We start from the raw sequence: 24008 nt of genomic DNA on the forward strand, positions 1-24008 counted from the left end.
CCTTAGGGTCTGTAATCAGCGGCAACGTCTTCCTCCTCCCTGACGTTGCCGCACCTTATACCGGCCTCAACCCGCCGGACACGGATACATCGGGGCGTCCTCCTCCCTGCCTTGATGTTGAAAGCGCGCGGCGATGTCTTCCTCCTCCCTGACATCGCCGCGTCTTCCTCATACCGGGTTCAAACCCGGGCTCGCATACATCAGGGCTCTCCTCCTCCCTGCTCTGATGTTGACAAGACGGCGGTTCCCTCTCCTCCTCCCTGGGAACCGCCGTTTTTTGTTTTTCGGACACTGGTGTAGGATGGCGTCCTGACATCTGATGCGGAGGACGCCATGGCCGCCTATTTCATTGCGCAGATCAACATTCACGACCCGGACGGATATCAGGGCATCTGGCAGGTTTCATGCCGATCTTCGACCGCCACGGCGGTCGCCTGCTGACGGTCTCATCCAAACCGGTCGAACGGATTGAAGGCGATTGGCCCGAAGGCGGGATTGTGTTGATGGAGTTTCCGGATCTTGCAGCAGCGAAATCCTGGAAGGACGACCCGGATTACATCGAACTGGCGAAGATCCGAAAGGCCACCGCAACCACCAATCTGGTTCTGGTCGACGGGATATGACGCCTCAGAACGGGACGTCATCCTTGTTGGTCAGAAAACGCGAGACCACTTTCTTGATGCCCGCCTTGTCGAAATCGACCTCGACCTTGTCACCTTCTATCCCGATCACCGCGCCGTAGCCGAATTTCTGGTGAAACACCCGTTCGCCCAGCGTGAAACTGGCCAGTGCGGTGGCGTCGATCACCGTGTTGCGGCTTTCGCGGGGTTGCGACATGCCATATTGGCCCTGCCGCGCCTGCAACCGTCTCCAACCCGGCGAGTTATAGACGTTGGCTTCGGCCGCGCGGGTTTCTATGCCTGCCGTCTGATGCCCACCGCCATAAAGGCCCGGAGGTGTCAGCACCTCGACATGGTCCTCGGGCAACTCGTCAATGAACCGTGACGGCATCGAGTTCTGCCATTGCCCGAATACCCGCCGGTTGGCGGCGAAGGAAATCGTACAAACCTCTTCGGCGCGGGTGATACCGACATAGGCCAGACGGCGTTCTTCCTCGAGCCCCTTGAGGCCGGTTTCGTCCATCGACCGTTGCGAGGGGAACAGCCCGTCTTCCCACCCCGGCAGGAAGACGACGGGAAACTCCAGCCCCTTGGCCGCGTGCAGGGTCATGATCGAGACCTTGGCCCCGTCACCGTCCTGTTCATTATCCATGACCAGGCTGACATGTTCCAGAAACCCTTGCAGGTTTTCGAAATTGTCCAGTTGGTTGACCAGTTCCTTGAGGTTTTCCAGACGCCCCGGCGCTTCGGGGGTCTTGTCGTTCTGCCAATGGGCCGTGTAGCCGGATTCGTCGAGGATGATCTGCGCAAGTTCGATATGCGTATGCTCGGGTGCGCCGAACCGCATGGGCGAACCGTCATCGATCACCGAATCGTCGTCCACCTCGATCCGCGGCCCACGCGTCATCGCATTCCACCGGACCAACCCGTCGATCAATTCGCGCAGCGCTTTGCCGCCCTTGCCCTTGATCAGCCCGTTGTCGACTGCGATCCGCGCACCTTCGACCAGAGGCACACCATTCTCACGCGCCACAATCTGAATGGTCTGCTGCGCCTTATCGCCCAATCCGCGTTTTGGCGTATTCACGATCCGCTCGAACGCCAGATCATCTTCGGGGCTGACCACCAGCCGGAAATAGGCCATGGCATCGCGGATCTCCATCCGCTCGTAGAAACGCGGGCCGCCGATCACCTTGTAGGGCAGACCGATGGTCAGGAACCGGTCCTCGAAGGCGCGCATCTGGTGCGAGGCGCGGACGAGAATCGCCATCTCATCAAGGTTCATCGGACGGATACCGCGCGTTCCGCCCTGCATCGCGTCGATTTCCTCGCCGATCCAGCGGGCCTCTTCCTCGCCATCCCAATGACCGATCAGGTTGACCTTGTGGCCGTCCTTGGCATCGGTCCAAAGCTCTTTACCCAAACGGCTTTCGTTGCCCCGAATGACGTTCGATGCAGCCGCCAGAATATGCGGGGTCGAGCGGTAGTTCTGCTCCAGCCGCACGACGTAGGCGCCGGGAAAGTCCTTTTCGAACCGCAGGATGTTGCCGACCTCGGCCCCGCGCCAGCCATAGATTGATTGGTCGTCATCGCCGACTACACAAATGTTTCTTTCGTCATTGATGAGAAGGCGCAGCCATAAATACTGTGCAACATTTGTATCCTGATACTCGTCGACCACAATATACTTAAACCAGCGCTGATATCGCTTTTGCAGGTCCTCATGATTTCGGAATATAGTAATCATGTGCAACAGCAGATCGCCAAAATCCACTGCATTCAGTTCGCGCAGGCGGTTCTGGTATTGGGCATAGAGTTCAATGCCCTTGCTATTATAGGCCCCTGCATCCGATGCAGGAACTTTATCAGGTGTCAGCGCACGGTTTTTCCAATCGTCAATGACTCCCGCTAGATTGCGCGGTGGCCATCGCTTCTCGTCAATATTGTTGACTTTGAGCAATTGCTTGAGAAGACGCAGCTGGTCATCTGCGTCCAAAATTGTAAAATTTGCTTCTAAATCGACCAACTCCGCATGGCGTCTCAACAATTGCGCACAAATCGAATGAAAAGTACCCATCCAAGGTATCGGGTGCTTCACTTGATATGGCAGTTCCGACAGGCGTAACTTCATGTCTCGGGCAGCTTTGTTGGTGAACGTAACCGCCAGTATCTCATTCGGCCGAGCCAATCCGTTCCGGACCAAAAACGCAACTCGCGACATCAGTGTTCTGGTTTTCCCAGTACCCGCCCCTGCTAGGATCAGAACTGGCCCTTTCAGGCGTTCGGCAGCTTCACGTTGCGCTGGATTAAGAAAATCCAATTCAAGCTTGTCGCGAACGGCCATAGCCCGCGCCGACAGGGATGCGCCTTCGAAGGCGTCCATTTCGTCAAAACTGCTCATGACCCCAAACTACGCCGGATGGAGGCCGAGGGAAAGAGTTTGTTCACGGCTTGTTCGCGGAGTTTTTTCACGTCTTTTTGCATTCAATTCTAAACAAAGATGCCGCTGCCCTGTGGGGTTGTTAACCCTCTGTCAAGTCCTGCCCCGGATGCTGGTTCCATTGCTGTGGGAGTGGAACAGATGGAAGCGAAGGAACTGACGGGCGGGTCGTCACGGCTGAAACTTGTGGGCGTTACCCTGATTCTGATCGCGCTGACAGCGGCAGCAGGATGGGGCATCTATGCGGCCCCTGCCCCGGTTGTGGACCGCATGTTGGAATCGGATTTGCGAAAAGACGCCATGCAGCTAAGCCGTCAGGTCGAAAGCCATCTGGACGATCTGGATGCAACGTTTCGGTACCATGAGCTGCACGAGCATGACGCGGAATTCCTGATGCTGCTGCCCGAAACCTCGGACATCTACCGGTTCAAACTGTTTGATGCGTCCGGTCGGGTGTTCTGGTCGACCCGGGCCAGTGATGTCGGGGCCGTGAACACAAAACATTACTTCCATTCAGTCGTCGCCGCCGGAAGGGTTTTTTACAACCACGAGGAAAAACCCGCGGCAGAGGTTGAGTCGATTGACAATGACCCCGCCGGACATGCGGGCCCAATCACCCGACATGTGGCCGAAGTTTATACACCGATCATCAAAGACGGCGTTTTCCTTGGCGCTATCGAGTTTTATTCGGACATCACCAATCTCAGAACCCTGTTCATCACGCGCGTGCGTCTGTCGCTGGCGTTGCTGAGCAGCGTCGCGTTGCTGGCGCTGGCCACGGTCATCCTGATTGTCCACCGCACCAACCGCCGTCAGATGCGTGATCTACACAAGCGCACCGTGAAAGAACGCGAACTGATGGGAGAGCAGCTTCGCCTGGCGCGTGAGGTACGCCTGCTGGGCGAGTTGAACGAGTGGCTGCAATCAAGCCGCTCACTGGATGAGCTTTTCGACATGGTCGCGCGCTTTATGACCCATATCCTGCCCGAGGCCGAGGGGAGCGTGTACGTCTATTCCAACTCGCGCGATGTGCTGGACGGGTGTGCCAGCTGGAACGGGGGAACGCATAAATCTCATATCCATCCGGAAGGATGCTGGGGTTTGAGGCGCGGCCGGACTTATGAGTTCGGTGCCTCTGAGATCGATTTTGTCTGCGAACATGCCGAACCGCATGACGGGCGGCCCTATTTCTGTTTTCCCATTCTGGCCCACGGGGAAACCGTTGGTCTGTTGCATCTCCGCGCGGCTGAGGGGCGAGAGGCCTGTTTCCATAAAAGCCGCAAGCTGGCGCAGCTGTGCGCCGAACAGATCAGCATGGCAATCGCCAATGTCCGTATGCGCGATCAGCTGCATGACCAATCGGTGCGCGACCCGCTGACCGGGCTGTTCAACCGCCGCCACATGACTGAGACATTGCGCAAGGCCATCAGCCGCAGCCAGCAGACCGGCGCCGCGCTGAGCCTGATTGCCGTGGACGTCGATCACTTCAAGAAATTCAACGACACGCATGGTCATGACGCCGGAGACATGGTGTTGCGCGCGGTCGGCGCGGCGCTGGAACAGGGCTGCGACCGGGACGAGATCGCCTGCCGCATCGGCGGTGAGGAATTCATGCTGATCCTGCCCGACAACAGCCCCGAAGATGCCATGACCCGGGCCGAGCAGTTGCGCCAGTCGGTCGAGGCGGTCATTGTCCGCTATGGCGAAAAGGCCCTGCCCCGTATCACAATCTCGGTCGGGGTCGCGCATTACCCCGCCCACGGCACCATGCCGCAGGATCTGATGCGAGCCGCGGATGATGCGCTGTATGTCGCCAAGGACAAGGGGCGCAATCAGGTTCACGTCGCCGCCGGGGCGCTGGAGCAGGCCAGGCGCGTTCCCGCAACGGGTAAACGCCCATCGCCGGAAGCCGCTTGAAAACCTTGCCGAATCGCCCCGCAGGCCGGATCAATCCTTATGGACCTGCACAGTACCTATCCCGGTATTCCCGATCTGAAACGCCGCGCACGCCGTCGGCTGCCGCACTTCGTGTGGGAATATATCGACAGTGGCACCGGGATTGAAACGACGCGGCATCGCAATCGCAAGGCACTGGATGATGTCCGTCTGAGCCCCTCGATCCTGCATGGGGACCTTGAATTCGATACGTCGGTGAAAATCCTGGGCGGCACCTGTCCTTTGCCCTTCGGTATTGCGCCGATCGGGATGTCCGGGCTTGTCTGGCCTGATGCAGAGCGACTGCTGGCGCAGGCCGCCGCCAAGGCAGGCATTCCTTATTCGCTATCGACGGTGGCCAGTCAGAGCCCCGAAGACCTGGCCCCCTATCTGGGCGAGACCGCGTGGTTCCAGCTGTATCCGCCAAGGGACCCAGAAATTCGCATGGACATGCTGAACCGGGCGCGCGGGGCGGGATTTCGAACTCTGGTTCTGACCGCTGACGTCCCGGTGGCATCGCGCAGGGAGCGGCAGACGCGCTCGGGCCTGCGGCAGCCACCGAAACTGACACCGCGCCTGCTGGTACAGATCGCTCAAAGACCCGCCTGGGCTTTGGGTATGCTGCGCAGCGGTGTTCCGCACATGCGCACTCTGGACAAATATATCGATGACCCTGGCGATCTGCCGCCGACGGCCCATGTCGGATACCTGCTGCGGACTTCGCCGGATCTGGATTACGTCAAATGGCTGCGCGATCATTGGGATGGGTCGTTTGTCGTGAAAGGCATCCTGCGCCCCGAGGATGCGGACAGGCTGGAACAGGTGGGTGTGGACGCCCTGTGGGTGTCGAATCACGGGGGCCGACAGTTCGATGCAGCCCCGGCCAGCATCGAGGTTCTTCCCGCGATCCGGAACGCGACCCGCCTGCCACTGATATTCGACAGCGGTGTCGAAGGCGGGCTGGATATTTTGCGTGCGCTGTCGCTGGGCGCGGACTTTGTCATGCTGGGGCGTGCTTTTTTGTACGGTCTTGCGGCACTTGGCGCCAAAGGCCCGGCGCATGTGATCGAAATCCTGAGGCAGGATCTGCACGCGAATATGGGTCAGATGGGACTGGCCGATTTATGTCAGTTTGAGACGAAACGCTAAAATATTGATGCTGCAACGCGGCATCCCTATAAGTGTGCCGAGGCCAAAGGGCGTTTGCGAGCGATAACATGCCGGTTCTACCCAGAAGAACGGATGTACCTGTGCGTATTCTCCGCCCAATAAGACGCCCAAACACCAAAGACCGGGACCTGATATGACAGACTTCAACAAGATCCTGATCGCCAATCGCGGCGAGATTGCCATCCGCGTCATGCGCGCAGCAAACGAGATGGGCAAACGCACCGTCGCTGTTTACGCTGAAGAAGACAAACTGGGCCTGCACAGGTTCAAGGCGGACGAGGCCTATCAGATTGGCGAGGGCATGGGTCCGGTCGCGGCGTATCTGTCGATTGACGAGATCATCCGCGTGGCCAAGCATTGCGGCGCGGATGCGATCCATCCGGGCTATGGCCTGCTGTCTGAAAACCCGGACTTCGTGGATGCCTGTGTCAAGAACGGCATCACCTTCATCGGCCCCCGGGCCGAGACCATGCGCGCATTGGGCGACAAGGCCAGCGCGCGGCGCGTGGCCATCGCGGCCGGTGTGCCTGTCATTCCAGCCACCGAAGTTCTGGGTGATGACATGGACGCGATCCGCAAGGAGGCCGCCGAGATCGGATACCCGCTGATGCTCAAGGCGTCCTGGGGTGGCGGCGGGCGCGGGATGCGCCCGATCCAGTCGGAGGATGAGCTGGAAGAAAAGATTCTGGAAGGCCGCCGCGAGGCTGAGGCCGCCTTTGGCAATGGCGAAGGCTATCTGGAAAAGATGATCACCCGTGCCCGCCATGTCGAGGTTCAGATTCTGGGTGACAAGCATGGTGAGATTTATCACCTTTATGAACGCGACTGTTCGGTCCAGCGCCGGAACCAGAAGGTCGTCGAACGTGCCCCTGCCCCTTACCTGAGCGAAGAACAGCGCGCTGAGATTTGCGAATTGGGCCGCAAGATCTGCGCCCATGTGAACTATGAATGCGCGGGCACTGTCGAGTTTCTGATGGATATGGAGACGGGCAAGTTCTACTTCATCGAGGTGAACCCCCGCGTGCAGGTCGAACACACGGTCACCGAAGAGGTCACCGGCATCGACATCGTTCAGGCGCAGATCCTGATCGCCGAGGGCAAAACGTTGGCCGAAGCCACCGGCGCCGCCAGCCAGGCCGATGTGCATCTGAACGGTCACGCGCTGCAAACACGGATCACCACAGAAGACCCGCAGAACAACTTCATCCCCGATTATGGCCGGATCACCGCTTATCGCTCGGCCACGGGCATGGGCATTCGTCTGGATGGCGGCACGGCCTATGCGGGCGGTGTCATTACGCGGTACTACGACTCGCTGCTGACAAAGGTCACCGCCTGGGCGCCGACGCCCGAGAAGGCGATCAGCCGGATGGACCGCGCCCTGCGCGAGTTCCGTATTCGCGGCGTCAGCACCAATATCGATTTCGTTATCAACCTGCTGAAGCACCCAACCTTCCTGTCGAATGAATACACCACCAAATTCATCGACACGACGCCGGATCTGTTTGCCTTCAAGCGCCGCCGCGACCGGGGCACCAAGGTTCTGACCTATATCGCCGATATCACGGTGAATGGTCATCCCGAAACCAAGGACCGCCCCGAGCCGCGCGCCGACCTGAAAGTCGCCAAGCCCCCCGCGCAGAAGGCCGAGCCGCGGATGGGCACGCGCAACCTGCTGGAGCAGAAAGGCCCGCAGGCCGTGGCGGACTGGATGAAAGCGCAGCGGCAGCTGCTGATCACCGACACCACCATGCGCGACGGGCACCAGTCGTTGTTGGCGACCCGGATGCGGTCGATCGACATGATCAAGGTGGCGCCGACCTATGCCGCGAACCTGCCGCAGCTGTTCTCGGTCGAGTGCTGGGGCGGTGCGACGTTTGACGTGGCCTACCGGTTCCTGCAGGAATGCCCCTGGCAGCGTCTGCGCGATCTGCGCGAGGCGATGCCGAACCTGATGACGCAGATGCTGCTGCGGGGCGCAAACGGGGTTGGGTACACCAATTATCCCGACAACGTGGTGCAGGAGTTCGTGCGCCAGGCATCGAAAAACATCGACGTCTTCCGCGTCTTCGACTCGCTGAACTGGGTCGAGAACATGCGCGTTGCGATGGATGCTGTAATCGACAGCGGCAAGATCTGCGAGGGTACCGTTTGTTATACCGGCGATATTCTGGACCCTGACCGCGCCAAGTATAACCTGAAATACTATGTCGGAATGGCCAAGGAGTTGCGCGACGCAGGCGCGCATGTTCTGGGTCTGAAGGATATGGCGGGCCTGCTGAAACCGGCCTCGGCCAAGATTCTGATCCGGGCGCTGAAGGAAGAGGTTGGACTACCGATTCACTTCCACACCCATGACACGGCCGGTATCGCCAGCGCGACCATCCTTGCCGCCTCTGAGGCGGGAGTGGACGCGGTGGATTGCGCGATGGACAGCTTCAGTGGCAACACGTCCCAGGCAACGCTGGGCACTGTGGTCGAGGCGCTGCGCCATACTGACCGTGACACCGGGCTGGACATCAAGGCGATCCGCGAGATCAGCGATTACTTCGAGGCCGTGCGCGGACAGTATGCGGCCTTCGAATCAAGCCTTCAGGCCCCGGCGTCCGAGGTGTATCTGCACGAGATGCCAGGTGGTCAGTTCACCAACCTCAAGGCGCAGGCGCGCAGTCTGGGTCTGGAAGAGCGCTGGCACGAGGTCGCGCAGATGTACGCCGATGTGAACCAGATGTTCGGTGATATCGTAAAGGTAACGCCCTCGTCGAAGGTTGTTGGCGACATGGCGCTGATGATGGTCAGTCAGGGCCTGACCCGCGAGCAGGTCGAGGATCCGGCGACAGATGTGGCCTTCCCCGACTCGGTCGTCGACATGATGCGCGGCAATCTGGGTCAGCCTCCGGGCGGCTTCCCGAACACCATCATCAAGAAGGTGCTGAAGGACGAGGCCCCCAACACGCAGCGCCCCGGCAAGGACGTGCCTGCCGTCGATCTTGAGGCCACCCGCGCCGAGCTGTCCAAGCAGCTTGAAGGCAAAGAGGTCGATGACGAGGATCTGAACGGGTACCTGATGTATCCCAAGGTGTTTCTGGATTACATGGGCCGTCACCGGATTTACGGCCCGGTCCGCACCCTGCCCACGCGCACCTTCTTTTACGGTATGGAGCCCGGCGAAGAGATCACGGCCGAAATCGACCCCGGCAAGACGCTGGAAATCCGGTGTCAGGCCATCGGCGAGACGGACGAAAAAGGCGAGGTCAAAGTGTTCTTCGAACTCAACGGCCAGCCGCGTGTGATCCGGGTGCCGAACCGGATGGTCACATCAACCACTCAGGCGCGCCCCAAGGCCGAGGTCGGCAACCCCGATCATGTCGGTGCGCCGATGCCCGGTGTTGTGGCCACAGTCACTGTGACCGCGGGCCAGCAGGTCAAGGAAGGCGACATGCTGCTGACCATCGAGGCAATGAAGATGGAAACCGGTATCCATGCCGAGCGTGATGCGACGGTCAAAGCGGTGCATATCCAGCCCGGCGGCCAGATTGACGCAAAGGACCTGCTGATCGAACTGGAATAAGCCATAAAACAATCTAGTGTTCATCAGGCCGTGTGGGAGACCGCACGGCCTTTTTCTATGATTGAGCGGAGACCCATTATGCTTGCAATCACCCCGATCTATGCGGCCCTGGTCGCACTTCTCTACGTCACACTCAGCATCAAAGTGATCCTGCAACGGCGCAGCGACAGAATCTCGGTCGGGGATGGTGGCAGCAAGCTGATGATCAAGGCGATACGGACACACTCGAACTGCGCCGAATACGCCCCGATTTCCCTGCTGCTGATTGCTATGGTCGAGTTGCAGGGCGCGGCCGGGGTTTTGGTCCATCTGCTGGGGCTGATGTTGCTGGCGGGGCGTCTTTTGCATGCGTACGGATTTGGACGGACGCCACAGATCGTCATCCTGCGGCAGGCCGGCATGAGCCTGACCTTCCTCGCCATTCTGGGCGCGGCCTTGGCAAACCTGATTCTGGCGCTTTAGGCCGTCTGGCGGGTGTTACCCTGCCAGAACGGTTGTTTCGATCTGCGGTGCACCCAGCAGAACCGGTATGAACCGGTCATGTTCATGCCGGTCCGGTTTCAGGATGGTAGCGCCGATCAGAATCATCGCGGCAAGCATCACGATCTTCAGGTCTGCAACGGATATCATGACGGCACCTCCTGCCTGTGTTTTGTTGATTTGAGTTACGGGTTGAACGGGTCACGGGCCGGATTCCGTCGAAAAGATTTTTCCCGCTTTTTGTGTTTTTCCGCTTGCAGCCCCGCGTGGGAATTTATACATCCCTCCTCACTCAACGGCGCGGGCGTAGCTCAGGGGTAGAGCATAACCTTGCCAAGGTTAGGGTCGGGCGTTCGAATCGCCTCGCCCGCTCCATTGAGAGGTCTTCGGACCACATATGTATCTGATGCGGGCGTAGCTCAGGGGTAGAGCATAACCTTGCCAAGGTTAGGGTCGGGCGTTCGAATCGCCTCGCCCGCTCCAGATACCAAACCTTCCGAACATGCTGGTTCTTCTGCCCCCGTTGCGGCATTCTGAATGCAATTTGCAACACGGGATGTTCGCATGTCTGATTATGTTATCCGCCCCTTGACCGCTGATGAGTTGCAGGAGGCTGTGGATTGGGCCGGGCGTGAGGGGTGGAATCCGGGCCACCACGATGCCTTGTGTTTTCGCAGTACTGACCCTTACGGGTTCCTGGGCGGTTTTCTGGATGGCGAAATGATCGCGTCTGTCTCGGCGGTGAATTATGACGATGATTTTGCCTTTTTGGGTTTCTACATCGTCAAGCCGGAATACAGACACCATGGCCACGGGCTTGAGATTGCGCAGCATGCGCTGGCCCATTGCACCGGGCGCAACATGGGTCTGGATGGCGTGGTCGAGCAGCAGGACAACTACCGGAAATCCGGATTCGCCTTTGCCTATAACAACTACCGCTTTTCAGGGCGGGTTGCCGATATCTTGCGCGCGCTGGCACCGACCGCTGGTGTTGCCGTGCTGAGCACGGTTTCTGATGCGTTAAGGGACTATGACCGTCAGCTTTTCCCAGCCCCGCGCGATGCGTTCCTGCATGGTTGGCTGAGCGCAAGCGGCCATGTGTCCCGCGTGTTTTCCGAAGACGGGCAGATCAAAGGCTATGCCACGCTGCGCCCCTGTCAGACCGGATACAAAGTCGGGCCGTTATTTGCGGACCGCGCCGACATTGCCGAAGCGCTGCTTGCAAGCGTGTTAAAGGCTCTGCCCGAAGATCAAAGTGGGCAAGAGGTGTTCATCGACATGCCACAGCCCAACAACGCCGCCTTTGCATTGGCCGACAGGCTGGGGCTTGTGAAAGTGTTCGAAACGGCCCGGATGTATTCCGGCGATCAGCCGGATATCGACCTGAGCCGCATCTATGGCGTGACAACGTTTGAGTTGGGTTAGAACGCCTTGAACGTCATCGTCGTCAGCGAGCGTTCGATATCGGGAATCACCAGCAGGTGTTCGTTGATGAAATGGCCCACATCCTCGGTTTCGGGGATGTAGAGCTTGAGCATCAGATCAAACTCACCGCTGGTGGAGTAAAGCTCTGAATGTATTTCGCGCAGGGCGATTTCCTCGGCGACCTTGTAGGTGGTGCCGGGTTTGCAGCGGATCTGGATGAATACGCAGGTGGACATGGCTTGGCCCTGTTGGTTCATGTTGTCTGCAAGCTGACATGGTGCCGGGCCGGGTGCAATCCCTTGCAACAGTTTGCAGCGATTGCAACGCATGGTCTGGATCAACCCGCCCCACCCCGTCTATAAGCGCGCCTGTAGCAAAAGGATTTCGCCCATGCGCACCGCTTCGATCAGCCGCAAGACCGCCGAAACCGATATTTCGGTCAAGGTCAATCTGGATGGCACCGGTACATATGACAATCAGACCGGCGTCGGGTTCTTTGACCATATGCTGGACCAGCTGGCGCGCCACTCGCTGATCAATATGACAATCCGCGCCAAGGGCGACTATCACATCGACGATCACCACACGGTCGAGGATACCGGCATCGCGCTGGGTCAGGCTTTGACACAGGCCCTGGGCGACAAGAAGGGTATCCGGCGCTATGGCGAATGCCATCTGCCGATGGATGACGCGCAAGTGCGCTGTGCGCTGGACCTGTCGGGCCGCCCGTTCCTGATCTGGAATGTCGATCTGCCGACGCAAAAGATCGGTACGTTCGACACAGAACTGGTGCGCGAGTTTTTTCAGGCGCTCAGCACCCATGGCGGCATCACCCTGCATATCGACCAGTTGCACGGCTTCAACAGTCACCACATCGCCGAGGCCGCGTTCAAGGCCGTTGCACGCGCGTTGAGGGATGCGGTTGAGACCGATCCGCGCAAAGCGGATGCGATTCCGTCGACCAAGGGCGCGTTGTAAATGCTCACAGCCATAATTGATTACGAAAGCGGCAATCTGCATTCAGCGGAAAAGGCGTTTCAGCGCATGGCGCAAGAGGTCGGCGCAGGTGACGTTGTTGTCACCTCGGACGCGGATGTAGTTGCGCGTGCGGACCGACTGGTTCTGCCCGGTGATGGTGCCTTCCCGGCCTGTGCTGCCGAGCTGCGCGGCCACAAGGGTATTTATGACGCGATGGTCGAAGCGGTCGAACAGAAGGGCCGCCCTTTTCTGGGCATCTGCGTTGGCATGCAACTGATGGCAACCAAAGGCCATGAATACACCGAGACCGATGGTCTGGGCTGGGTGGCAGGCGATGTTGTTCGAATCGAACCGTCAGATGCCGCTTTGAAAGTGCCGCATATGGGCTGGAACGATCTGGTTCTGGAAAGCGATCACCCGATCTTTGCCGGGGTGAAATCAGGCGATCACACCTATTTCGTCCATTCCTACCATTTTCGCGTGTCCGACCCGGCGCAGCGATTGGCTTATGTGGAATACGGGCAGGACGTCACGGCCGTGATTGGCCGCGACACGATGGTTGGGATGCAGTTTCACCCCGAGAAAAGCCAGGATGTTGGCCTGCGTATGCTGGGCAACTTCCTGACCTGGAAGCCCTGAGGCTTACTGAACCCGCGTCCAGGTTTGACCGCGGCAGATCAGGCCGCCCGCCACGCAGCCCTTGACGGTCAGCTTGTTCTGGCCGTCCAGAGACATTTTCGAGTTGTAGGTTTTGTCGCGGTCGGGGGCCCAGATCTTACCGCTGTCATAGCTGCCGCCCCCTTCGGGGACCATGTCCCAGATGATCTTTTTGCCAAGGTTCTCATATTCCAGCTGCTGGTTGCCATCGGCGTCGAACGCGCTGTCGATGGTGCCGCAGATCGCACTGCCGCATTCGGAAATCGTCACATGCAGATAGCCACCCGTGTCGCCCGGCGCGGTTTTCCACAGGCCGTCAACCGGATCGTCTGCAAAAGCAGCTGTAGCAAGCAGCATCAGGCCCGCTGAAAGAGTAAAAGTCTTCATGATTTTCTCCCTGTTTTGTGGGCAGTCTGACCCGCTAATGGGCGGCGGGCAAGAATGACCCAGCGTCGCGTTGCATCCCCTGCCCTGCTTGTGCGATATCCCGCGCGTGTAACAGTGATATAGGGCCGCCCGACATGATCCTCTACCCCGCCATCGACCTCAAAGACGGCAATGCCGTACGCCTGCTGCGTGGTGAAATGGACAAGGCCACCGTGTTCAACGAAGACCCGGCCGCTCAGGCCCGTGCCTTTGTCGAGGCGGGGTGCGAATGGCTGCATCTGGTCGACCTGAACGGTGCATTCGCAGGCGAGCCGGTCAACGCAGCACCGGTTGAGGCAATTCTGAAAGCGTGCAAGGTGCCCGCGCAACTGGGCGGTGGCATCCGCGACATGGCCACAATCGAAACATGGATCGAGAAGGGGCTGGCGCGGGTCATTTTGGGCACTGTCGCTGTCGAAAACCCCGATCTGGTGCGCGAAGCAGCCAAAGCCTTTCCCGGCAAGGTCGCTGTTGGCATCGACGCACGCAATGGCATGGTAGCCACCAAGGGTTGGGCCGAAGAGACCAATGTTCAGGTCACCGATCTGGCCCGTAGTTTCGAAGACGCGGGCGTTGCGGCAATCATCTACACCGATATCAATCGCGACGGTGCCATGCAGGGCCCGAACATCGAAGCGACCGCTGCCCTGGCACAAGCCGTTTCCATCCCGGTGATCGCCTCGGGCGGTGTCAGTTCGCTGGACGACCTGATCGCCCTGCGCGATTGCGGCGTTGCGCTGAACGGCGCGATTTCAGGCCGGGCGCTTTATGATGGCGCGATAGACCTGGCCGAGGCCATCCGCGCCCTGTCGTGATCGGTTATTGCGCGGCTGCGGCGGTCAGCTTGGCCAGTGCACCGCGCATCTTTTCGATGACCGGTGATTTGTCGACATCGTTCAGGTCGTCCAATGTCTCTTTCGGGTCTTCATAGATCAGCCAGACCTGGCCATTGGAGTCTTCGTACGCCTGCACCTTGAGAGGCAGAAACAGCCCGGCGCGCGGGTCGATCTGCATGGCTGGCGTACCCAGCGCCGGGTTGCCGAAGATCAGCACCTGATTGGCAGGAATGGACGTACCGATCTTTTCCGCCCCGGCCGCGTGGTCGATGCGGGCAAACACGGTTGCACCTGCATTTCCGACGGCGGCTTCCAGCGCGTCCAGCGCCTCGGCCACGGATTTGTCGGTTTGAACCTTGATCAGATCATCTGCCATTGCGGTCAGCGCGCCTCCGATTGAAAAAACACAAGCCAGTATCAGTCTACGCATATCGATATTCCTTCTGTGAAATTCACCCCAGTTTTCACAGAATTGAGACCTCTCACAATCACAAGTCTGGCATCGGCAGGGCTTTGCCGCTAGAGGTGCGCCCATAAAGGATATCCTATGCTGAAAACCCGGATCATTCCCTGCCTTGATGTTGCCGATGGCCGAGTGGTCAAAGGCGTAAATTTCGTGGGCCTGCGCGATGCGGGCGACCCGGTGGAATCGGCCAAGGCCTATGATGCTGCCGGAGCGGACGAGATCTGCTTTCTCGACATTCACGCGACCCATGAGAATCGCGGCACCATGTTCGATGTGGTGCAGCGTACGGCGGAACAGTGTTTCGTGCCACTGACCGTGGGCGGTGGGGTGCGAACAAAAGACGATGTGCGCGCCTTGCTGCTGGCGGGGGCGGACAAGGTCAGCTTCAACTCGGCCGCGGTTGCCAATCCGGATGTGATTGCCGAAGCGGCAGATCAGTTCGGCAGTCAGTGCATTGTCTGCGCCATCGACGCCAAGACCGTCAGCCCCGGCAAGTGGGAGATCTTTACCCATGGTGGGCGCAAACCCACCGGCATTGACGCGGTTGCCTTTGCAAGAACCGTGGTCTCCAAGGGGGCCGGTGAAATCCTGCTGACCTCGATGGACCGCGACGGCACCAAATCCGGGTTCAACCTGCCGCTGACCCGCGCCATTTCCGACGCGGTGGATGTGCCCGTGATCGCCTCGGGCGGTGTTGGTACTTTGGACCATCTGGTCGAGGGCGTCACCAAGGGCGGTGCAAGCGCCGTGTTGGCGGCATCGATTTTCCATTTCGGCGAATACACCATCCGCGAGGCCAAGGAACATATGGCCGCAGCTGGCATCCCCATGAGGCTAACATGAGCATCTTGCACGATCTGGCCGCCACGATCGAGGCACGCAAGGGGGCTGATCCCGAAAGCAGCTGGACGGCCAAGCTGCTTGCGAAAGGCCCTGAGAAATGCGCCGAGAAATTCGGTGAAGAGGCCATAGAGGCCATCATCGAAGCCGTAAAAGGGGATCAGGTTAAGCTGACCTCGGAAGCGGCGGACGTGTTGTATCACCTTCTGGTCATGCTGGCCGCGCGGGACGTGGCGCTGGATGATGTTCTGGCCGAGCTGGACCGCCGTCAGGGCACCAGCGGTATCGCCGAAAAAGCTGCCCGCCCCAAAGGGTAACGTCCGGGTTCCGCACTGGCTCCTGGGCCGTTATACTCGGATGCCAGACTGTCAGGGCGAAGGCGCGTTATGATCCGAATTTTGATGCTTGTGGCAACCCTTGCCATCGTCGCTGGCTGCGCCGCGCCGCCGCGCTCGACCGGGGATGAGGTGCAGCGGCTCGCCACGGAGATTCAGGGCCTTGGCCCGGATATCGACCCTGAGGAGGCCCGACGCGCAGCGGGAATTGCTTACGCCTATACCGCTCAGCTGGTCGAGGAATACCAGATCACAGACCCGCCCCTGATCCATAACATGAAGGTCAACAAGGGGCTGCGCCCGCGTGGGCTGTGCTGGCATTGGGCCGAGGATATCGAGCGGCGGCTGAAACAGGAAAACTTCCGGACACTGGAGCTGCACCGTGCCATTGCAAACGCGGACAACCCGACGCGGATCGACCACAGCACCGCAATCATCAGCGGTAAAGGTGCGACGCTGTATGACGGTGTCGTATTGGACCCGTGGCGTTATGGCGGCGTGTTGTTCTGGTCTCCGCTGGTCGAGGATACCCGGTATGACTGGGTTCCGCGCGACGTGGTGCTGGAAAAGCGGCGGAAGGAACAGGTCGCCCGTCTGAAACCTTACGTCCCCGCCAAACCCTAAAGCTTGGACGAGATGATCCCCGTCGAAAATCCGCCCATGCGCAATTCGCCAAACAGGCGCTGATATTCGATCTTTGGGCAACGGTTCATCACCACATCCACGCCACGGGCCTGAGCCTTTACCGCCGCTTCAGGGTGTTCCACGCCAATCTGCATCCAGATCGTACCGAGCGACGGGAAAGCCTCCAGCGCCTCATCTACAATGGGTGGCACGGCCTCGGACCGCCGGAAAATGTCCACCATGTCTACAGGCTCGGAGATCTCTGACAGGCTGCCGCGAACCGTCTGACCAAACAGGTCTTTGCCCGCGTGGCCCGGATTGACGGGAATCACCTTGAACCCTTTCAGCGACAAATAGCGCGCCACGTAATAGCTGGGTCGCACAGGGTTCATGGAAACGCCGACAACGGCCACCGTCTTGGTGCGTTGCAAAATAGCCTTAAGGTACTGATCGGAATAGTCTGGCATGCCCTATCCTTAACAGGGTTCCAAAAAGAAAAAAGCGCCCAAGAAAGCTTGGGCGCCAGTTGTTGGAACGAGGGACAGTGAAATGACCCGCGGCAGTTCCGTTCCGCGGTCACTGTGACATTTAAGCATGGATCCGTTAAAAAAAAGAGGGGTGGCGCATTTTTGTGATGACTTTTCACAATTAGCTGAACCCTGCCTACTCCCCATAGAGAATTGCGGGCCAGTTTTCTTCTGCCATCGCAATGTATCCTGTTTGATTCTGCTGCCAGATTTCCTCGACCGCGGGTGAATGCGTCAGGTAAAGACGCCCATCGACCACCTGCCACGTATTCGGATCCGTGCTTTTCAACACACCCATCGCCATCCCGTACGAGCAATAACCACCGAACTGCGGCGCAAAGGCGCGCGGGTTGCCTTCAAAGAGCTCGCGATTTGCCTGCGATTTGAAATGCCACCGGGCGCCCTTCCACATGACCGCGTTTTCGGGTGCCCCTTTTGAAGGCGCGTCGCTGTCAAAATAGGACACGGGATCATACCCCGCCAACGCCACACCGTCAGTGGCGTAATACACGGGATTGTCCTGCGCAAACACGGCAGGAGCCAGCAATACAGTGCTCAGCGAGCTCATAAAAGTACGTCGGTTCAGCATCGTCATATGGGAATCTGCACATTCAAGACCATCAAGATGCAACTTTTCGCGTTTTTCGGAACCCCTGTTGACGCGGATGTGAACGAGTGTTCGCCAGTTGAAACTTAGTCAAAGATGTCTTCGATCACGTCCCATGCTTCGTCGAACACGCGCGCAAGCATGGTCTTCTTCCTCTTTTTGCGCTTTGCTTTCCGAGGGGCAGCATGAGACACAGCTACGCGCAGCGGTTCGGGTTTGTGTACTTTCCGCGCGGGCAGCATCTTCAGTTTGTGCAGCGGCGCTCCACAGCTGGAGCAGCTAAGCTCGTGCCGTTCCTTGCCTTTCAGGATCAGGGCAGCCCGGGTGCCGCAATAGCAGCAGGTCGCGATTTTGGCAGGGCCGGGAATGACGCTCTCCTTTTTTCAGGGTCGCGATGCATATAAGGCGATTGCCGCGGCATTTGAGACGTTCAGCGAACCAAATCCCCCGGCTGCGTCAATTTTAACCAACTGATCCACGGTTTCCTTTGTCTTCTGCCGCAAGCCCGGACCCTCCGCGCCCAGCACAAGCGCGACAGGGCGGTCACGGCCATCGCTTAGCGCACCTTCGATTGTCATGTCGGCTTCTCCGTCCAGCCCAAGGACCAGAAAGCCCATGCCCTGAAGCTCGACAATCGCGTCTGCAAGGTTGCGCACCCGCAGATAAGGCTGCCGCTCAAGCGCACCGCTGGCGGTTTTTGCCAGTGCCCCGGTCTCGGGCGCGGAATGGTGGCGTGTGCCGATCACAGCACTGGCCCCCAGAACTTCGGCCGAGCGCAGAATCGCCCCGACATTGTGCGGGTCGGTGACCCGGTCCAGCAGAATGACGCGAGGGTTTTCGCGACCGATGCAGTTATCTGCCAGACTGCCCCATTCCAACGGCTTGACCTCCAGCGCTGCGCCCTGATGCACGGATCCAGCATCGATGGGCGCAGAAAACTTGCGCGGGTCGACTATCTCGGCCTCGATCCCAGCAAATTCAATAGCTTCCGCCAGTTTATCGCATGCATTCCGCGTCACCATCAGGTGTAGTTTTTGCCGTTTTGGGTTCATCAGCGCATCGCGAACCGCGTGCAGGCCAAACAGCCAGACGGTTTCTGCAGCGGCAGCTTTGCGCGCCTGTTCCTTTTCGACGACCCATTTGGGTTTCTTCATTTCAAGGGCCTCCGGGCCGGGAATTCGGTTTCCTGCGCCAAAGGGAAATTTTCCTGTTGACGCTCCTTTGGTGCGCTAGTAATCACGCCTCCACGTCAGGTGCAACGCCTGACAGTGGGCGACAGGCCGCAAGGTGTGGCAGGGGACTGTAACTCCCTCGCGGAGACGCACGCCTGGTTCGATTCCAGGGTCGCCCACCATCTTTCCAGCGTATTCCGAAGATGGTCAGGACTCGTGTCCCGCACTGCGTTATTGTCTGGCAGCTATGTTATTGCTGTTGGTCTGCCCCCATTCTCAGATGCGACAGACCTGATCCGTTTTACACATCTTAAACCGGCGCTAACGCGACCGGATTGTGAACGAAGGGTGCCGCGTGGCCTTCGCCACCACATGTCATGACGTTCAGATCAATGCGCCGGTCGATTGCGCACCTATTCCGCAGCCGGGCGCATCTGCGCTATGCGGTTGAACCAGCCTATGATGTCGTCCAAATCCGCAGGCAGCTCTTCGGCCGCACCTTCGGCGAAAGCGTTGAATTTTTCCGCGTTCAACCCGTTCACGCCGACCAGCACCGGAATATCCAGCGCCAGCGCTTCGCCGATCACCGGGCGGAACCCCCGCCCATCAGACTCATGTTTACCGAATTTGTTGATAATCAGCAGGTCCGGTGCGTTCGCAAGCGAGGCAGTCACATACCCAACCGCCTGTTCCAGCGCTGCGGGGTCCAGACGGCAGCCGCGCGACTGCGAGCCCAGCGATTGCGAGATACGGATGGTATCCCCATCCGGCAACACGCGGACATCCATGTCGCATTTGCTGCTGTCGGTACATTCCGTATTCGTCTGGACGACACCGGCCAGTTTCGCGCCGGATGCCAGCAGACGCTCAGCAACAGCGCTCAGCAAGCGATCCGTCGCGCCGCGGTCGGTGGTAGTGACATAGGCCAGATGCATCTTGGACCTCTTGTAATTCGATTGTGACGTTTCAAATAGCACGCAAGGCGCAGCCCGACCACTCCCCCAGTCAAGGAAGCGGCGACAGACCAATCACAGGTGTGTGCAGGTGAAGAAGAACCGCATAAGCGGCCAGTGCGGTCAGCCAGACCCAAGGGCGTGGCCAGGGTCGCGGTGAGCGCAGTGAGAACCGCGCCGTATTTCGGGACAACCGAACCCATTCAAAGCCCATCTCACGCGATTTACGCCTGTCGATCAGGATCGTGCCCATAACAGAAAATCCGGCAAACAGGCCAAACAGGATCACATGTGACAGGCTTCCATTGGCCAGAAGATGCGCCAAGGACCACAACAGCAGCGCGGCTAGGATCGGGTGGCGGGTGGTGCGCAGAATACCGGGGTGTTCGGGGTCAAAAGGCCTTTTGCCCATCCCACCGAAAGAAAACGGGTTCTGGATCGCAAGCCCGGCCACAGCCAGCCAGCACACCACGGGCATGATCAGTATTGGCACCCAGCGCAAGACTGCGAACGGCGGAATGACCTCGACATAGGGGGCGTTTGCAGCGGCGACAATCAGCCAGGCCAGCACGGCCAGCGACAGAAGTGAATAGGCCGCGAAATACCCCCGGCGCCCGAGCGTGCCGATCAGCCAGCCCCGCACGGTGGGCCGTACAGGAATTGCATGGCTGAGCAGGAAAACGATGAGTGCTGCAAGAAATAGGCCCCAACCGGTCATGATATTCTCCAACGTGTTGGGGTCGGTCTAGAGTGAGAGGGCAGCGACTTCCTTGCCCGAAATCAAGTTGGGTCACAGGGGCGAATACACCGCCCCTGCCCTGTATTACAGCCCAAGCGCCGCGCGGCGTTCTTCGGCAAAGCCCTGCACGATGCGGTCGGCGATCAGTGCCAGAATCGCCATCGCGGCCCCGGCAGATATGCCCAATCCTACATCCGCCTGACCCAGCGCCAGATATATCGACTGGCCCAGACCGGTGGTCCCGATCAGTGCCGCGATGACCAGCATGGCAAAGGCATAAAGGATGGTCTGGTTCAGCCCAAGCAGGATGGTCGGGGCCGCATAAGGCGCCCTCACATCGCGCATGATCTGCCACTCGGTCGCGCCGCTTGAAATTGCGGCCTCCATCATCTCATCCGGTGTATTGACCAGCCCGTGCCGCGTGTAGCGGATCATCGGGACAATCGCATAGGCACAGATGGCCAGAAAGGCCGAGAACTCGCCAATCTGGAACACCATCAGCACCGGGATCAGGAACACGAAAAGGGGGATCGTCTGCAACATGTCACAGATCGGGCGAACCACGTTCCACACAGGCTGCCATACCGCGCTGGCAAGGCCGATCAGCCCACCCGCCAAAGCGCAGGTAAACACCGCTGCACCGCTGAGATAAAGCGACAGCAGCGCCCTTTCCCACAGGCCCGAGACGAGGATGGTGCAGAGCAGCCCCACGCAGAGCGCGGCCAGACGCCAGCCCCCGGCAACCCAGCCCAGCGCGGCAGCGCCAGTCAGGACAAAGGGCCACGGCAGGTTCGCGATACCGGTTTCCAGCATTCCAATCAGAATCAGAACGACCAGCCCACCAGTCAGCCGTCCGCGCCACACCATCAAAAGCGCAATCCCGGCACCGGCCGCAAACAGGCCAAAGCTCATGCTCGACGTCCACTGGAAACCCCATGTGAAGGGCAGCACCGCCTGATCCAGCCCGATCCGCAGCGGCAGCAGTACATAGAACAGCGAGTTGTTTTTGAGGGCGTCCAGCCACTGGCCATTGGCCTGCGTGAATGCGGTCAGGCCGCTGTCCACGGCTTCGGCCATCGGGTCCAGCAGGGTCAGCTCCGCAGGGTTTGGCAACCACGCCCAGAAGGCCGCCGTGAAGACAACAGCAAAACCCAGCATCGCCCAGACAACACGGCTGTCATAGCGTTTACGCTCGGTCGCCAAAGTGCCGCTCATCCGGTCGATCACCACGGCAAAGACCACGATAACCAGACCCGCCATCAGCGACTCGCCGAACTGCGCCTTGCGCATGGTCAGCAGAACCTCCCAGCCGATATCGTTGAACCCGCCGATGACGGCGGCGATGATAACCATCGACAGAGCAGCCATCAGACATTGGTTCACACCGACCATGATCTGAGTGGTGGCGGCAGGGATTTCGACCTGGAACAGCTGCTGGAACCGAGTGCCGCCAGACATGATGGCCGCCTCTTTGATTTCGGGCTCTACCCGTTCCAATCCCAGCATCACATTGCGCGCCATTGGCGGTGCGGCATAGATGGCCGAAGCAATCAGACCAACAACAGGACCAAATCCAAACAGCAGCAGCAGCGGTGTCAGATAGGCAAAGGTTGGCACCGTCTGCATGATGTCCAGCACGGCCTGCACAAAGGATTTCACCTTTGGCACTTCGTTGGCGAGGATGCCGATGGCGCCCCCAATGACCAGCGCCACAGGGACAGACACGGCGACAAGCGCCAGCGTATTCATGCTTTCGGCCCAATAGCCCGAGGCCAAAACAAAGCTGAGGCCCAGAAAGCCAAGTGCGGCCATGGACAAGCCGCCCAGATACCAGCCCAACGCGGTCACGATCCCGATCAGAATGGGCCATGGCGTTTTGCCCAGCACGAAATTCGCCCAGTTCATTGGGTGGGTCATCAGGTCCGAAAACAGCCGCATTGCCGGTTTGATCAGGTTCAGAAACCAGTCCAGAAACGCGCCAACCCATTGGGTTGCAGGCAGTTCCCACGCGGCGGGCCACTTGAACAGCCACGGGGCGATACCCTCGAGCGCGAGGCAAACTGCACCGACGATAACAGTTATCAGGGCGGCCTTCGCACCTGCCGTCAACTGCGCACTGCGCCGTGTCGGGAGGTCGGTTATGGCGGTCATGTCTCGTCCACCTGAAGAGCTGCGGCCAGATCGGACGGATGCACCGTGCCAACGACATTGCCCGCCTCATCCCGCACGGGCACGGGTTCATACAGCTCCATGCAATGCGCAAGGGCTGCGTCCAGCGTCATCGAGGTGGTGAGGCCGGGATCATCGGGGCCACATTCCGCCTCGCTCCGCATGACCGAGGCGACCTTGGCGTGTTGACCTTTGGCGACATCCTTCGAGAATTCGCGCACGTAATCATCCACCGGGCGCAACACGATATCAGTGGGCGTTCCGATCTGAACAATCTTGCCGTCGCGCATGATGGCGATGCGGTCGGCCAGCTTCAGCGCCTCTTGAATGTCATGGGTGATGAAGACGATGGATTTCTTCAGCGTCGCCTGAATGCGCAGGAATTCATCCTGCAACTGGCGACGGATCAGTGGATCAAGCGCCGAGAACGGTTCGTCCAGAAACCAGATGTCAGGGTTTACGGCAAGACTGCGGGCGATACCCACCCGCTGCCGCTGCCCGCCGGAAAGCTGTCGCGGGAAGCTGTCTTCGCGCCCTTCCAGACCGACCAGGGAGATCACCTCCTGCGCGCGCGCCAGCCGTTCCTTCTTGCCCACACCCTGCACGCGCAGCGGATAGGCCACGTTTTCAGAAACGGTCATATGCGGGAACAGGCCGAAATGCTGGAACACCATGCCCAGTTTTTTGCGGCGCAACTCGGTCAGGGCCTTCTTCGAGGCTCCGATGACATTTTCGCCGTCCACCCGAATCTCACCACCCGTGCCGGGCAGCAGCTGCGAAATGCAGCGGATCAGCGTGGATTTGCCCGAGCCTGACAGGCCCATGATGACGAAAAGCTCGCCCTCCTGAACTTCGAAATTGGCATCCTGAACGGCAGGGATCAGCCCCTGTTCCCGAAGGGCGGCGGCAGCCTTGTCTGCGTCATTCCCTGACCGAGACAGCGCGTCGGTCAGGGCTTTGTCAGCGCCGGGGCCAAACACCTGCCAGAGATTCCGGCAGGCGATGGCTGGCATGGTCGTGTCCGTCACTTACGCGGGC

25 protein-coding genes and 3 tRNA genes are annotated in these 24008 nt (G+C 59.4%); 15 read left to right on the forward strand and 13 right to left on the reverse strand.

Features of this window, described 5'->3' with window-relative positions; translation table 11 throughout:
• Nucleotides 1-404: 404 nt before the first annotated feature.
• Entirely contained in the window at nt 405-623 is a 219-nt protein-coding gene (locus tag ACR0DY_RS07900) for a DUF1330 domain-containing protein (protein WP_480537411.1), read from the forward strand.
• Nucleotides 624-627: 4 nt separating this feature from the next.
• Here the strand turns inward: ACR0DY_RS07900 and ACR0DY_RS07905 are convergent, their stop codons facing one another.
• Nucleotides 628-3021, reverse strand: a complete 2394-nt coding sequence (locus tag ACR0DY_RS07905) for an ATP-dependent helicase (RefSeq protein WP_480545754.1) — start codon at nt 3019-3021, stop codon at nt 628-630.
• A 180-nt stretch (nt 3022-3201) separates the two neighbouring features.
• Between ACR0DY_RS07905 and ACR0DY_RS07910 the strand changes: the two genes are divergently transcribed.
• The 4 genes from ACR0DY_RS07910 (at nt 3202) to ACR0DY_RS07925 (ending at nt 10198) form a co-directional block, all read left to right on the forward strand.
• A complete protein-coding gene (locus ACR0DY_RS07910; protein WP_480545755.1) occupies nt 3202-4977 on the forward strand; it encodes a sensor domain-containing diguanylate cyclase in 1776 nt (591 codons plus the stop codon).
• Nucleotides 4978-5016: 39 nt separating this feature from the next.
• A complete protein-coding gene (locus ACR0DY_RS07915; protein WP_480898069.1) occupies nt 5017-6144 on the forward strand; it encodes an alpha-hydroxy acid oxidase in 1128 nt (375 codons plus the stop codon).
• Between the two features lie 154 nt (nt 6145-6298).
• Nucleotides 6299-9736, forward strand: coding sequence for a pyruvate carboxylase (locus ACR0DY_RS07920; RefSeq protein WP_480898072.1), 3438 nt, complete (start codon nt 6299-6301; stop codon nt 9734-9736).
• A gap of 78 nt (nt 9737-9814) precedes the next feature.
• Nucleotides 9815-10198: an MAPEG family protein gene (locus ACR0DY_RS07925; protein ID WP_480898075.1), complete on the forward strand. Its 384-nt coding sequence runs from the start codon at nt 9815-9817 to the stop codon at nt 10196-10198.
• Nucleotides 10199-10213: 15 nt separating this feature from the next.
• On the opposite strand, the gene ACR0DY_RS07930 is transcribed toward ACR0DY_RS07925, so the two are convergent.
• The gene (locus ACR0DY_RS07930; RefSeq protein WP_267363306.1) at nt 10214-10366 is read right to left on the reverse strand and encodes a hypothetical protein; all 153 of its coding nucleotides are present in this window, start codon (nt 10364-10366) and stop codon (nt 10214-10216) included.
• Nucleotides 10367-10516: 150 nt separating this feature from the next.
• Here ACR0DY_RS07930 and ACR0DY_RS07935 point away from each other — a divergent pair.
• The 3 genes from ACR0DY_RS07935 to ACR0DY_RS07945 all read left to right on the forward strand — a co-directional run bounded on the left by ACR0DY_RS07935 (nt 10517) and on the right by ACR0DY_RS07945 (nt 11641).
• Nucleotides 10517-10591, forward strand: a tRNA-Gly gene (locus ACR0DY_RS07935).
• Between the two features lie 33 nt (nt 10592-10624).
• Nucleotides 10625-10699 (forward strand) — tRNA-Gly (locus ACR0DY_RS07940).
• Between the two features lie 81 nt (nt 10700-10780).
• On the forward strand, nt 10781-11641 hold the full coding sequence (locus ACR0DY_RS07945) for a GNAT family N-acetyltransferase (RefSeq protein WP_480506240.1): 861 nt from the start codon (nt 10781-10783) through the stop codon (nt 11639-11641).
• On the opposite strand, the gene ACR0DY_RS07950 is transcribed toward ACR0DY_RS07945, so the two are convergent.
• Nucleotides 11638-11877 carry an Lrp/AsnC family transcriptional regulator gene (locus tag ACR0DY_RS07950; protein WP_209504547.1) on the reverse strand — a complete coding sequence of 80 codons (240 nt, stop codon included), beginning with the start codon at nt 11875-11877 and terminating at the stop codon, nt 11638-11640. The two genes, ACR0DY_RS07945 and ACR0DY_RS07950, sit on opposite strands and share 4 nt — an antisense overlap.
• Before the next feature lie 154 nt (nt 11878-12031).
• Between ACR0DY_RS07950 and hisB the strand changes: the two genes are divergently transcribed.
• Together hisB and hisH are read left to right on the forward strand one after the other, a co-directional pair.
• A complete protein-coding gene (gene hisB, locus ACR0DY_RS07955) occupies nt 12032-12619 on the forward strand; it encodes an imidazoleglycerol-phosphate dehydratase HisB (RefSeq protein WP_480898079.1) in 588 nt (195 codons plus the stop codon).
• Nucleotides 12620-13258 (forward strand): imidazole glycerol phosphate synthase subunit HisH, encoded by a 639-nt coding sequence (gene hisH, locus ACR0DY_RS07960; RefSeq protein ID WP_480537406.1) that lies wholly within the window; start codon nt 12620-12622, stop codon nt 13256-13258.
• A gap of 3 nt (nt 13259-13261) precedes the next feature.
• On the opposite strand, the gene ACR0DY_RS07965 is transcribed toward hisH, so the two are convergent.
• Nucleotides 13262-13663 carry a DUF2147 domain-containing protein gene (locus ACR0DY_RS07965; protein ID WP_209504550.1) on the reverse strand — a complete coding sequence of 134 codons (402 nt, stop codon included), beginning with the start codon at nt 13661-13663 and terminating at the stop codon, nt 13262-13264.
• Between the two features lie 134 nt (nt 13664-13797).
• Here ACR0DY_RS07965 and hisA point away from each other — a divergent pair, with 134 nt between their 5' ends.
• Complete coding sequence (hisA, locus tag ACR0DY_RS07970; RefSeq protein WP_480898081.1) at nt 13798-14517, forward strand: 1-(5-phosphoribosyl)-5-[(5-phosphoribosylamino)methylideneamino]imidazole-4-carboxamide isomerase; 720 nt, start codon at nt 13798-13800, stop codon at nt 14515-14517.
• 4 nt (nt 14518-14521) lie between these two features.
• Here the strand turns inward: hisA and ACR0DY_RS07975 are convergent, their stop codons facing one another.
• Nucleotides 14522-14968 carry a DUF302 domain-containing protein gene (locus tag ACR0DY_RS07975; RefSeq protein WP_267363290.1) on the reverse strand — a complete coding sequence of 149 codons (447 nt, stop codon included), beginning with the start codon at nt 14966-14968 and terminating at the stop codon, nt 14522-14524.
• 117 nt (nt 14969-15085) lie between these two features.
• On the opposite strand from ACR0DY_RS07975, the gene hisF reads away from it, so the two are divergent.
• The 3 genes from hisF to ACR0DY_RS07990 all read left to right on the forward strand — a co-directional run bounded on the left by hisF (nt 15086) and on the right by ACR0DY_RS07990 (nt 16803).
• On the forward strand, nt 15086-15847 hold the full coding sequence (gene hisF / locus ACR0DY_RS07980; RefSeq protein ID WP_209504552.1) for an imidazole glycerol phosphate synthase subunit HisF: 762 nt from the start codon (nt 15086-15088) through the stop codon (nt 15845-15847).
• Complete coding sequence (locus ACR0DY_RS07985) at nt 15844-16161, forward strand: phosphoribosyl-ATP diphosphatase (RefSeq protein WP_480481906.1); 318 nt, start codon at nt 15844-15846, stop codon at nt 16159-16161. The genes hisF and ACR0DY_RS07985 overlap by 4 nt, the downstream gene beginning before the upstream one ends.
• A 69-nt stretch (nt 16162-16230) precedes the next feature.
• The gene (locus ACR0DY_RS07990) at nt 16231-16803 is read left to right on the forward strand and encodes a hypothetical protein (RefSeq protein ID WP_480481908.1); all 573 of its coding nucleotides are present in this window, start codon (nt 16231-16233) and stop codon (nt 16801-16803) included.
• Here the strand turns inward: ACR0DY_RS07990 and ACR0DY_RS07995 are convergent.
• The 4 genes from ACR0DY_RS07995 to rlmB form a co-directional block, all read right to left on the reverse strand.
• Nucleotides 16800-17270, reverse strand: a complete 471-nt coding sequence (locus tag ACR0DY_RS07995; protein ID WP_480481910.1) for a CoA-binding protein — start codon at nt 17268-17270, stop codon at nt 16800-16802. The genes ACR0DY_RS07990 and ACR0DY_RS07995 overlap by 4 nt on opposite strands.
• A 196-nt stretch (nt 17271-17466) precedes the next feature.
• Nucleotides 17467-17898 (reverse strand): YHS domain-containing (seleno)protein, encoded by a 432-nt coding sequence (locus ACR0DY_RS08000; RefSeq protein WP_480481912.1) that lies wholly within the window; start codon nt 17896-17898, stop codon nt 17467-17469.
• 125 nt (nt 17899-18023) lie between these two features.
• Nucleotides 18024-18305 (reverse strand): hypothetical protein, encoded by a 282-nt coding sequence (locus tag ACR0DY_RS08005; RefSeq protein ID WP_480545817.1) that lies wholly within the window; start codon nt 18303-18305, stop codon nt 18024-18026.
• A gap of 15 nt (nt 18306-18320) precedes the next feature.
• Nucleotides 18321-19091 (reverse strand): 23S rRNA (guanosine(2251)-2'-O)-methyltransferase RlmB, encoded by a 771-nt coding sequence (rlmB, locus tag ACR0DY_RS08010; protein ID WP_480545759.1) that lies wholly within the window; start codon nt 19089-19091, stop codon nt 18321-18323.
• 116 nt (nt 19092-19207) lie between these two features.
• On the opposite strand from rlmB, the gene ACR0DY_RS08015 reads away from it, so the two are divergent.
• Nucleotides 19208-19291, forward strand: a tRNA-Tyr gene (locus ACR0DY_RS08015).
• Nucleotides 19292-19522: 231 nt separating this feature from the next.
• Here ACR0DY_RS08015 and ACR0DY_RS08020 read toward each other — a convergent pair.
• The 4 genes from ACR0DY_RS08020 to ACR0DY_RS08035 all read right to left on the reverse strand — a co-directional run bounded on the left by ACR0DY_RS08020 (nt 19523) and on the right by ACR0DY_RS08035 (nt 23983).
• Complete coding sequence (locus ACR0DY_RS08020) at nt 19523-20044, reverse strand: DUF2478 domain-containing protein (RefSeq protein ID WP_480481916.1); 522 nt, start codon at nt 20042-20044, stop codon at nt 19523-19525.
• Between the two features lie 70 nt (nt 20045-20114).
• Nucleotides 20115-20780 carry an NnrU family protein gene (locus ACR0DY_RS08025; protein ID WP_480481918.1) on the reverse strand — a complete coding sequence of 222 codons (666 nt, stop codon included), beginning with the start codon at nt 20778-20780 and terminating at the stop codon, nt 20115-20117.
• Between the two features lie 105 nt (nt 20781-20885).
• A complete protein-coding gene (locus ACR0DY_RS08030; protein WP_480545760.1) occupies nt 20886-22952 on the reverse strand; it encodes an ABC transporter permease in 2067 nt (688 codons plus the stop codon).
• A complete protein-coding gene (locus ACR0DY_RS08035) occupies nt 22949-23983 on the reverse strand; it encodes a quaternary amine ABC transporter ATP-binding protein (protein ID WP_480826212.1) in 1035 nt (344 codons plus the stop codon). Before ACR0DY_RS08035 ends, ACR0DY_RS08030 begins: the two co-directional genes overlap by 4 nt.
• Between the last annotated feature and the right edge of the window lie 25 nt (nt 23984-24008).

The sequence above is a fragment of the Ruegeria sp. O6 genome (assembly GCF_056535045.1).

Coding starts and splice junctions, on each gene's coding strand:
- ACR0DY_RS07900 (WP_480537411.1), top strand. CDS start 405: ATGCCGATCTTCGACCGCCACGGCGGTCGCCTGCTGACGGTCTCATCC.
- ACR0DY_RS07905 (WP_480545754.1), bottom strand. CDS start 3,021: ATGAGCAGTTTTGACGAAATGGACGCCTTCGAAGGCGCATCCCTGTCG.
- ACR0DY_RS07910 (WP_480545755.1), top strand. CDS start 3,202: ATGGAAGCGAAGGAACTGACGGGCGGGTCGTCACGGCTGAAACTTGTG.
- ACR0DY_RS07915 (WP_480898069.1), top strand. CDS start 5,017: ATGGACCTGCACAGTACCTATCCCGGTATTCCCGATCTGAAACGCCGC.
- ACR0DY_RS07920 (WP_480898072.1), top strand. CDS start 6,299: ATGACAGACTTCAACAAGATCCTGATCGCCAATCGCGGCGAGATTGCC.
- ACR0DY_RS07925 (WP_480898075.1), top strand. CDS start 9,815: ATGCTTGCAATCACCCCGATCTATGCGGCCCTGGTCGCACTTCTCTAC.
- ACR0DY_RS07930 (WP_267363306.1), bottom strand. CDS start 10,366: ATGATATCCGTTGCAGACCTGAAGATCGTGATGCTTGCCGCGATGATT.
- ACR0DY_RS07945 (WP_480506240.1), top strand. CDS start 10,781: ATGTCTGATTATGTTATCCGCCCCTTGACCGCTGATGAGTTGCAGGAG.
- ACR0DY_RS07950 (WP_209504547.1), bottom strand. CDS start 11,877: ATGTCCACCTGCGTATTCATCCAGATCCGCTGCAAACCCGGCACCACC.
- hisB (WP_480898079.1), top strand. CDS start 12,032: ATGCGCACCGCTTCGATCAGCCGCAAGACCGCCGAAACCGATATTTCG.
- hisH (WP_480537406.1), top strand. CDS start 12,620: ATGCTCACAGCCATAATTGATTACGAAAGCGGCAATCTGCATTCAGCG.
- ACR0DY_RS07965 (WP_209504550.1), bottom strand. CDS start 13,663: ATGAAGACTTTTACTCTTTCAGCGGGCCTGATGCTGCTTGCTACAGCT.
- hisA (WP_480898081.1), top strand. CDS start 13,798: ATGATCCTCTACCCCGCCATCGACCTCAAAGACGGCAATGCCGTACGC.
- ACR0DY_RS07975 (WP_267363290.1), bottom strand. CDS start 14,968: ATGCGTAGACTGATACTGGCTTGTGTTTTTTCAATCGGAGGCGCGCTG.
- hisF (WP_209504552.1), top strand. CDS start 15,086: ATGCTGAAAACCCGGATCATTCCCTGCCTTGATGTTGCCGATGGCCGA.
- ACR0DY_RS07985 (WP_480481906.1), top strand. CDS start 15,844: ATGAGCATCTTGCACGATCTGGCCGCCACGATCGAGGCACGCAAGGGG.
- ACR0DY_RS07990 (WP_480481908.1), top strand. CDS start 16,231: ATGATCCGAATTTTGATGCTTGTGGCAACCCTTGCCATCGTCGCTGGC.
- ACR0DY_RS07995 (WP_480481910.1), bottom strand. CDS start 17,270: ATGCCAGACTATTCCGATCAGTACCTTAAGGCTATTTTGCAACGCACC.
- ACR0DY_RS08000 (WP_480481912.1), bottom strand. CDS start 17,898: ATGAGCTCGCTGAGCACTGTATTGCTGGCTCCTGCCGTGTTTGCGCAG.
- rlmB (WP_480545759.1), bottom strand. CDS start 19,091: ATGAAGAAACCCAAATGGGTCGTCGAAAAGGAACAGGCGCGCAAAGCT.
- ACR0DY_RS08020 (WP_480481916.1), bottom strand. CDS start 20,044: ATGCATCTGGCCTATGTCACTACCACCGACCGCGGCGCGACGGATCGC.
- ACR0DY_RS08025 (WP_480481918.1), bottom strand. CDS start 20,780: ATGACCGGTTGGGGCCTATTTCTTGCAGCACTCATCGTTTTCCTGCTC.
- ACR0DY_RS08030 (WP_480545760.1), bottom strand. CDS start 22,952: ATGACCGCCATAACCGACCTCCCGACACGGCGCAGTGCGCAGTTGACG.
- ACR0DY_RS08035 (WP_480826212.1), bottom strand. CDS start 23,983: ATGCCAGCCATCGCCTGCCGGAATCTCTGGCAGGTGTTTGGCCCCGGC.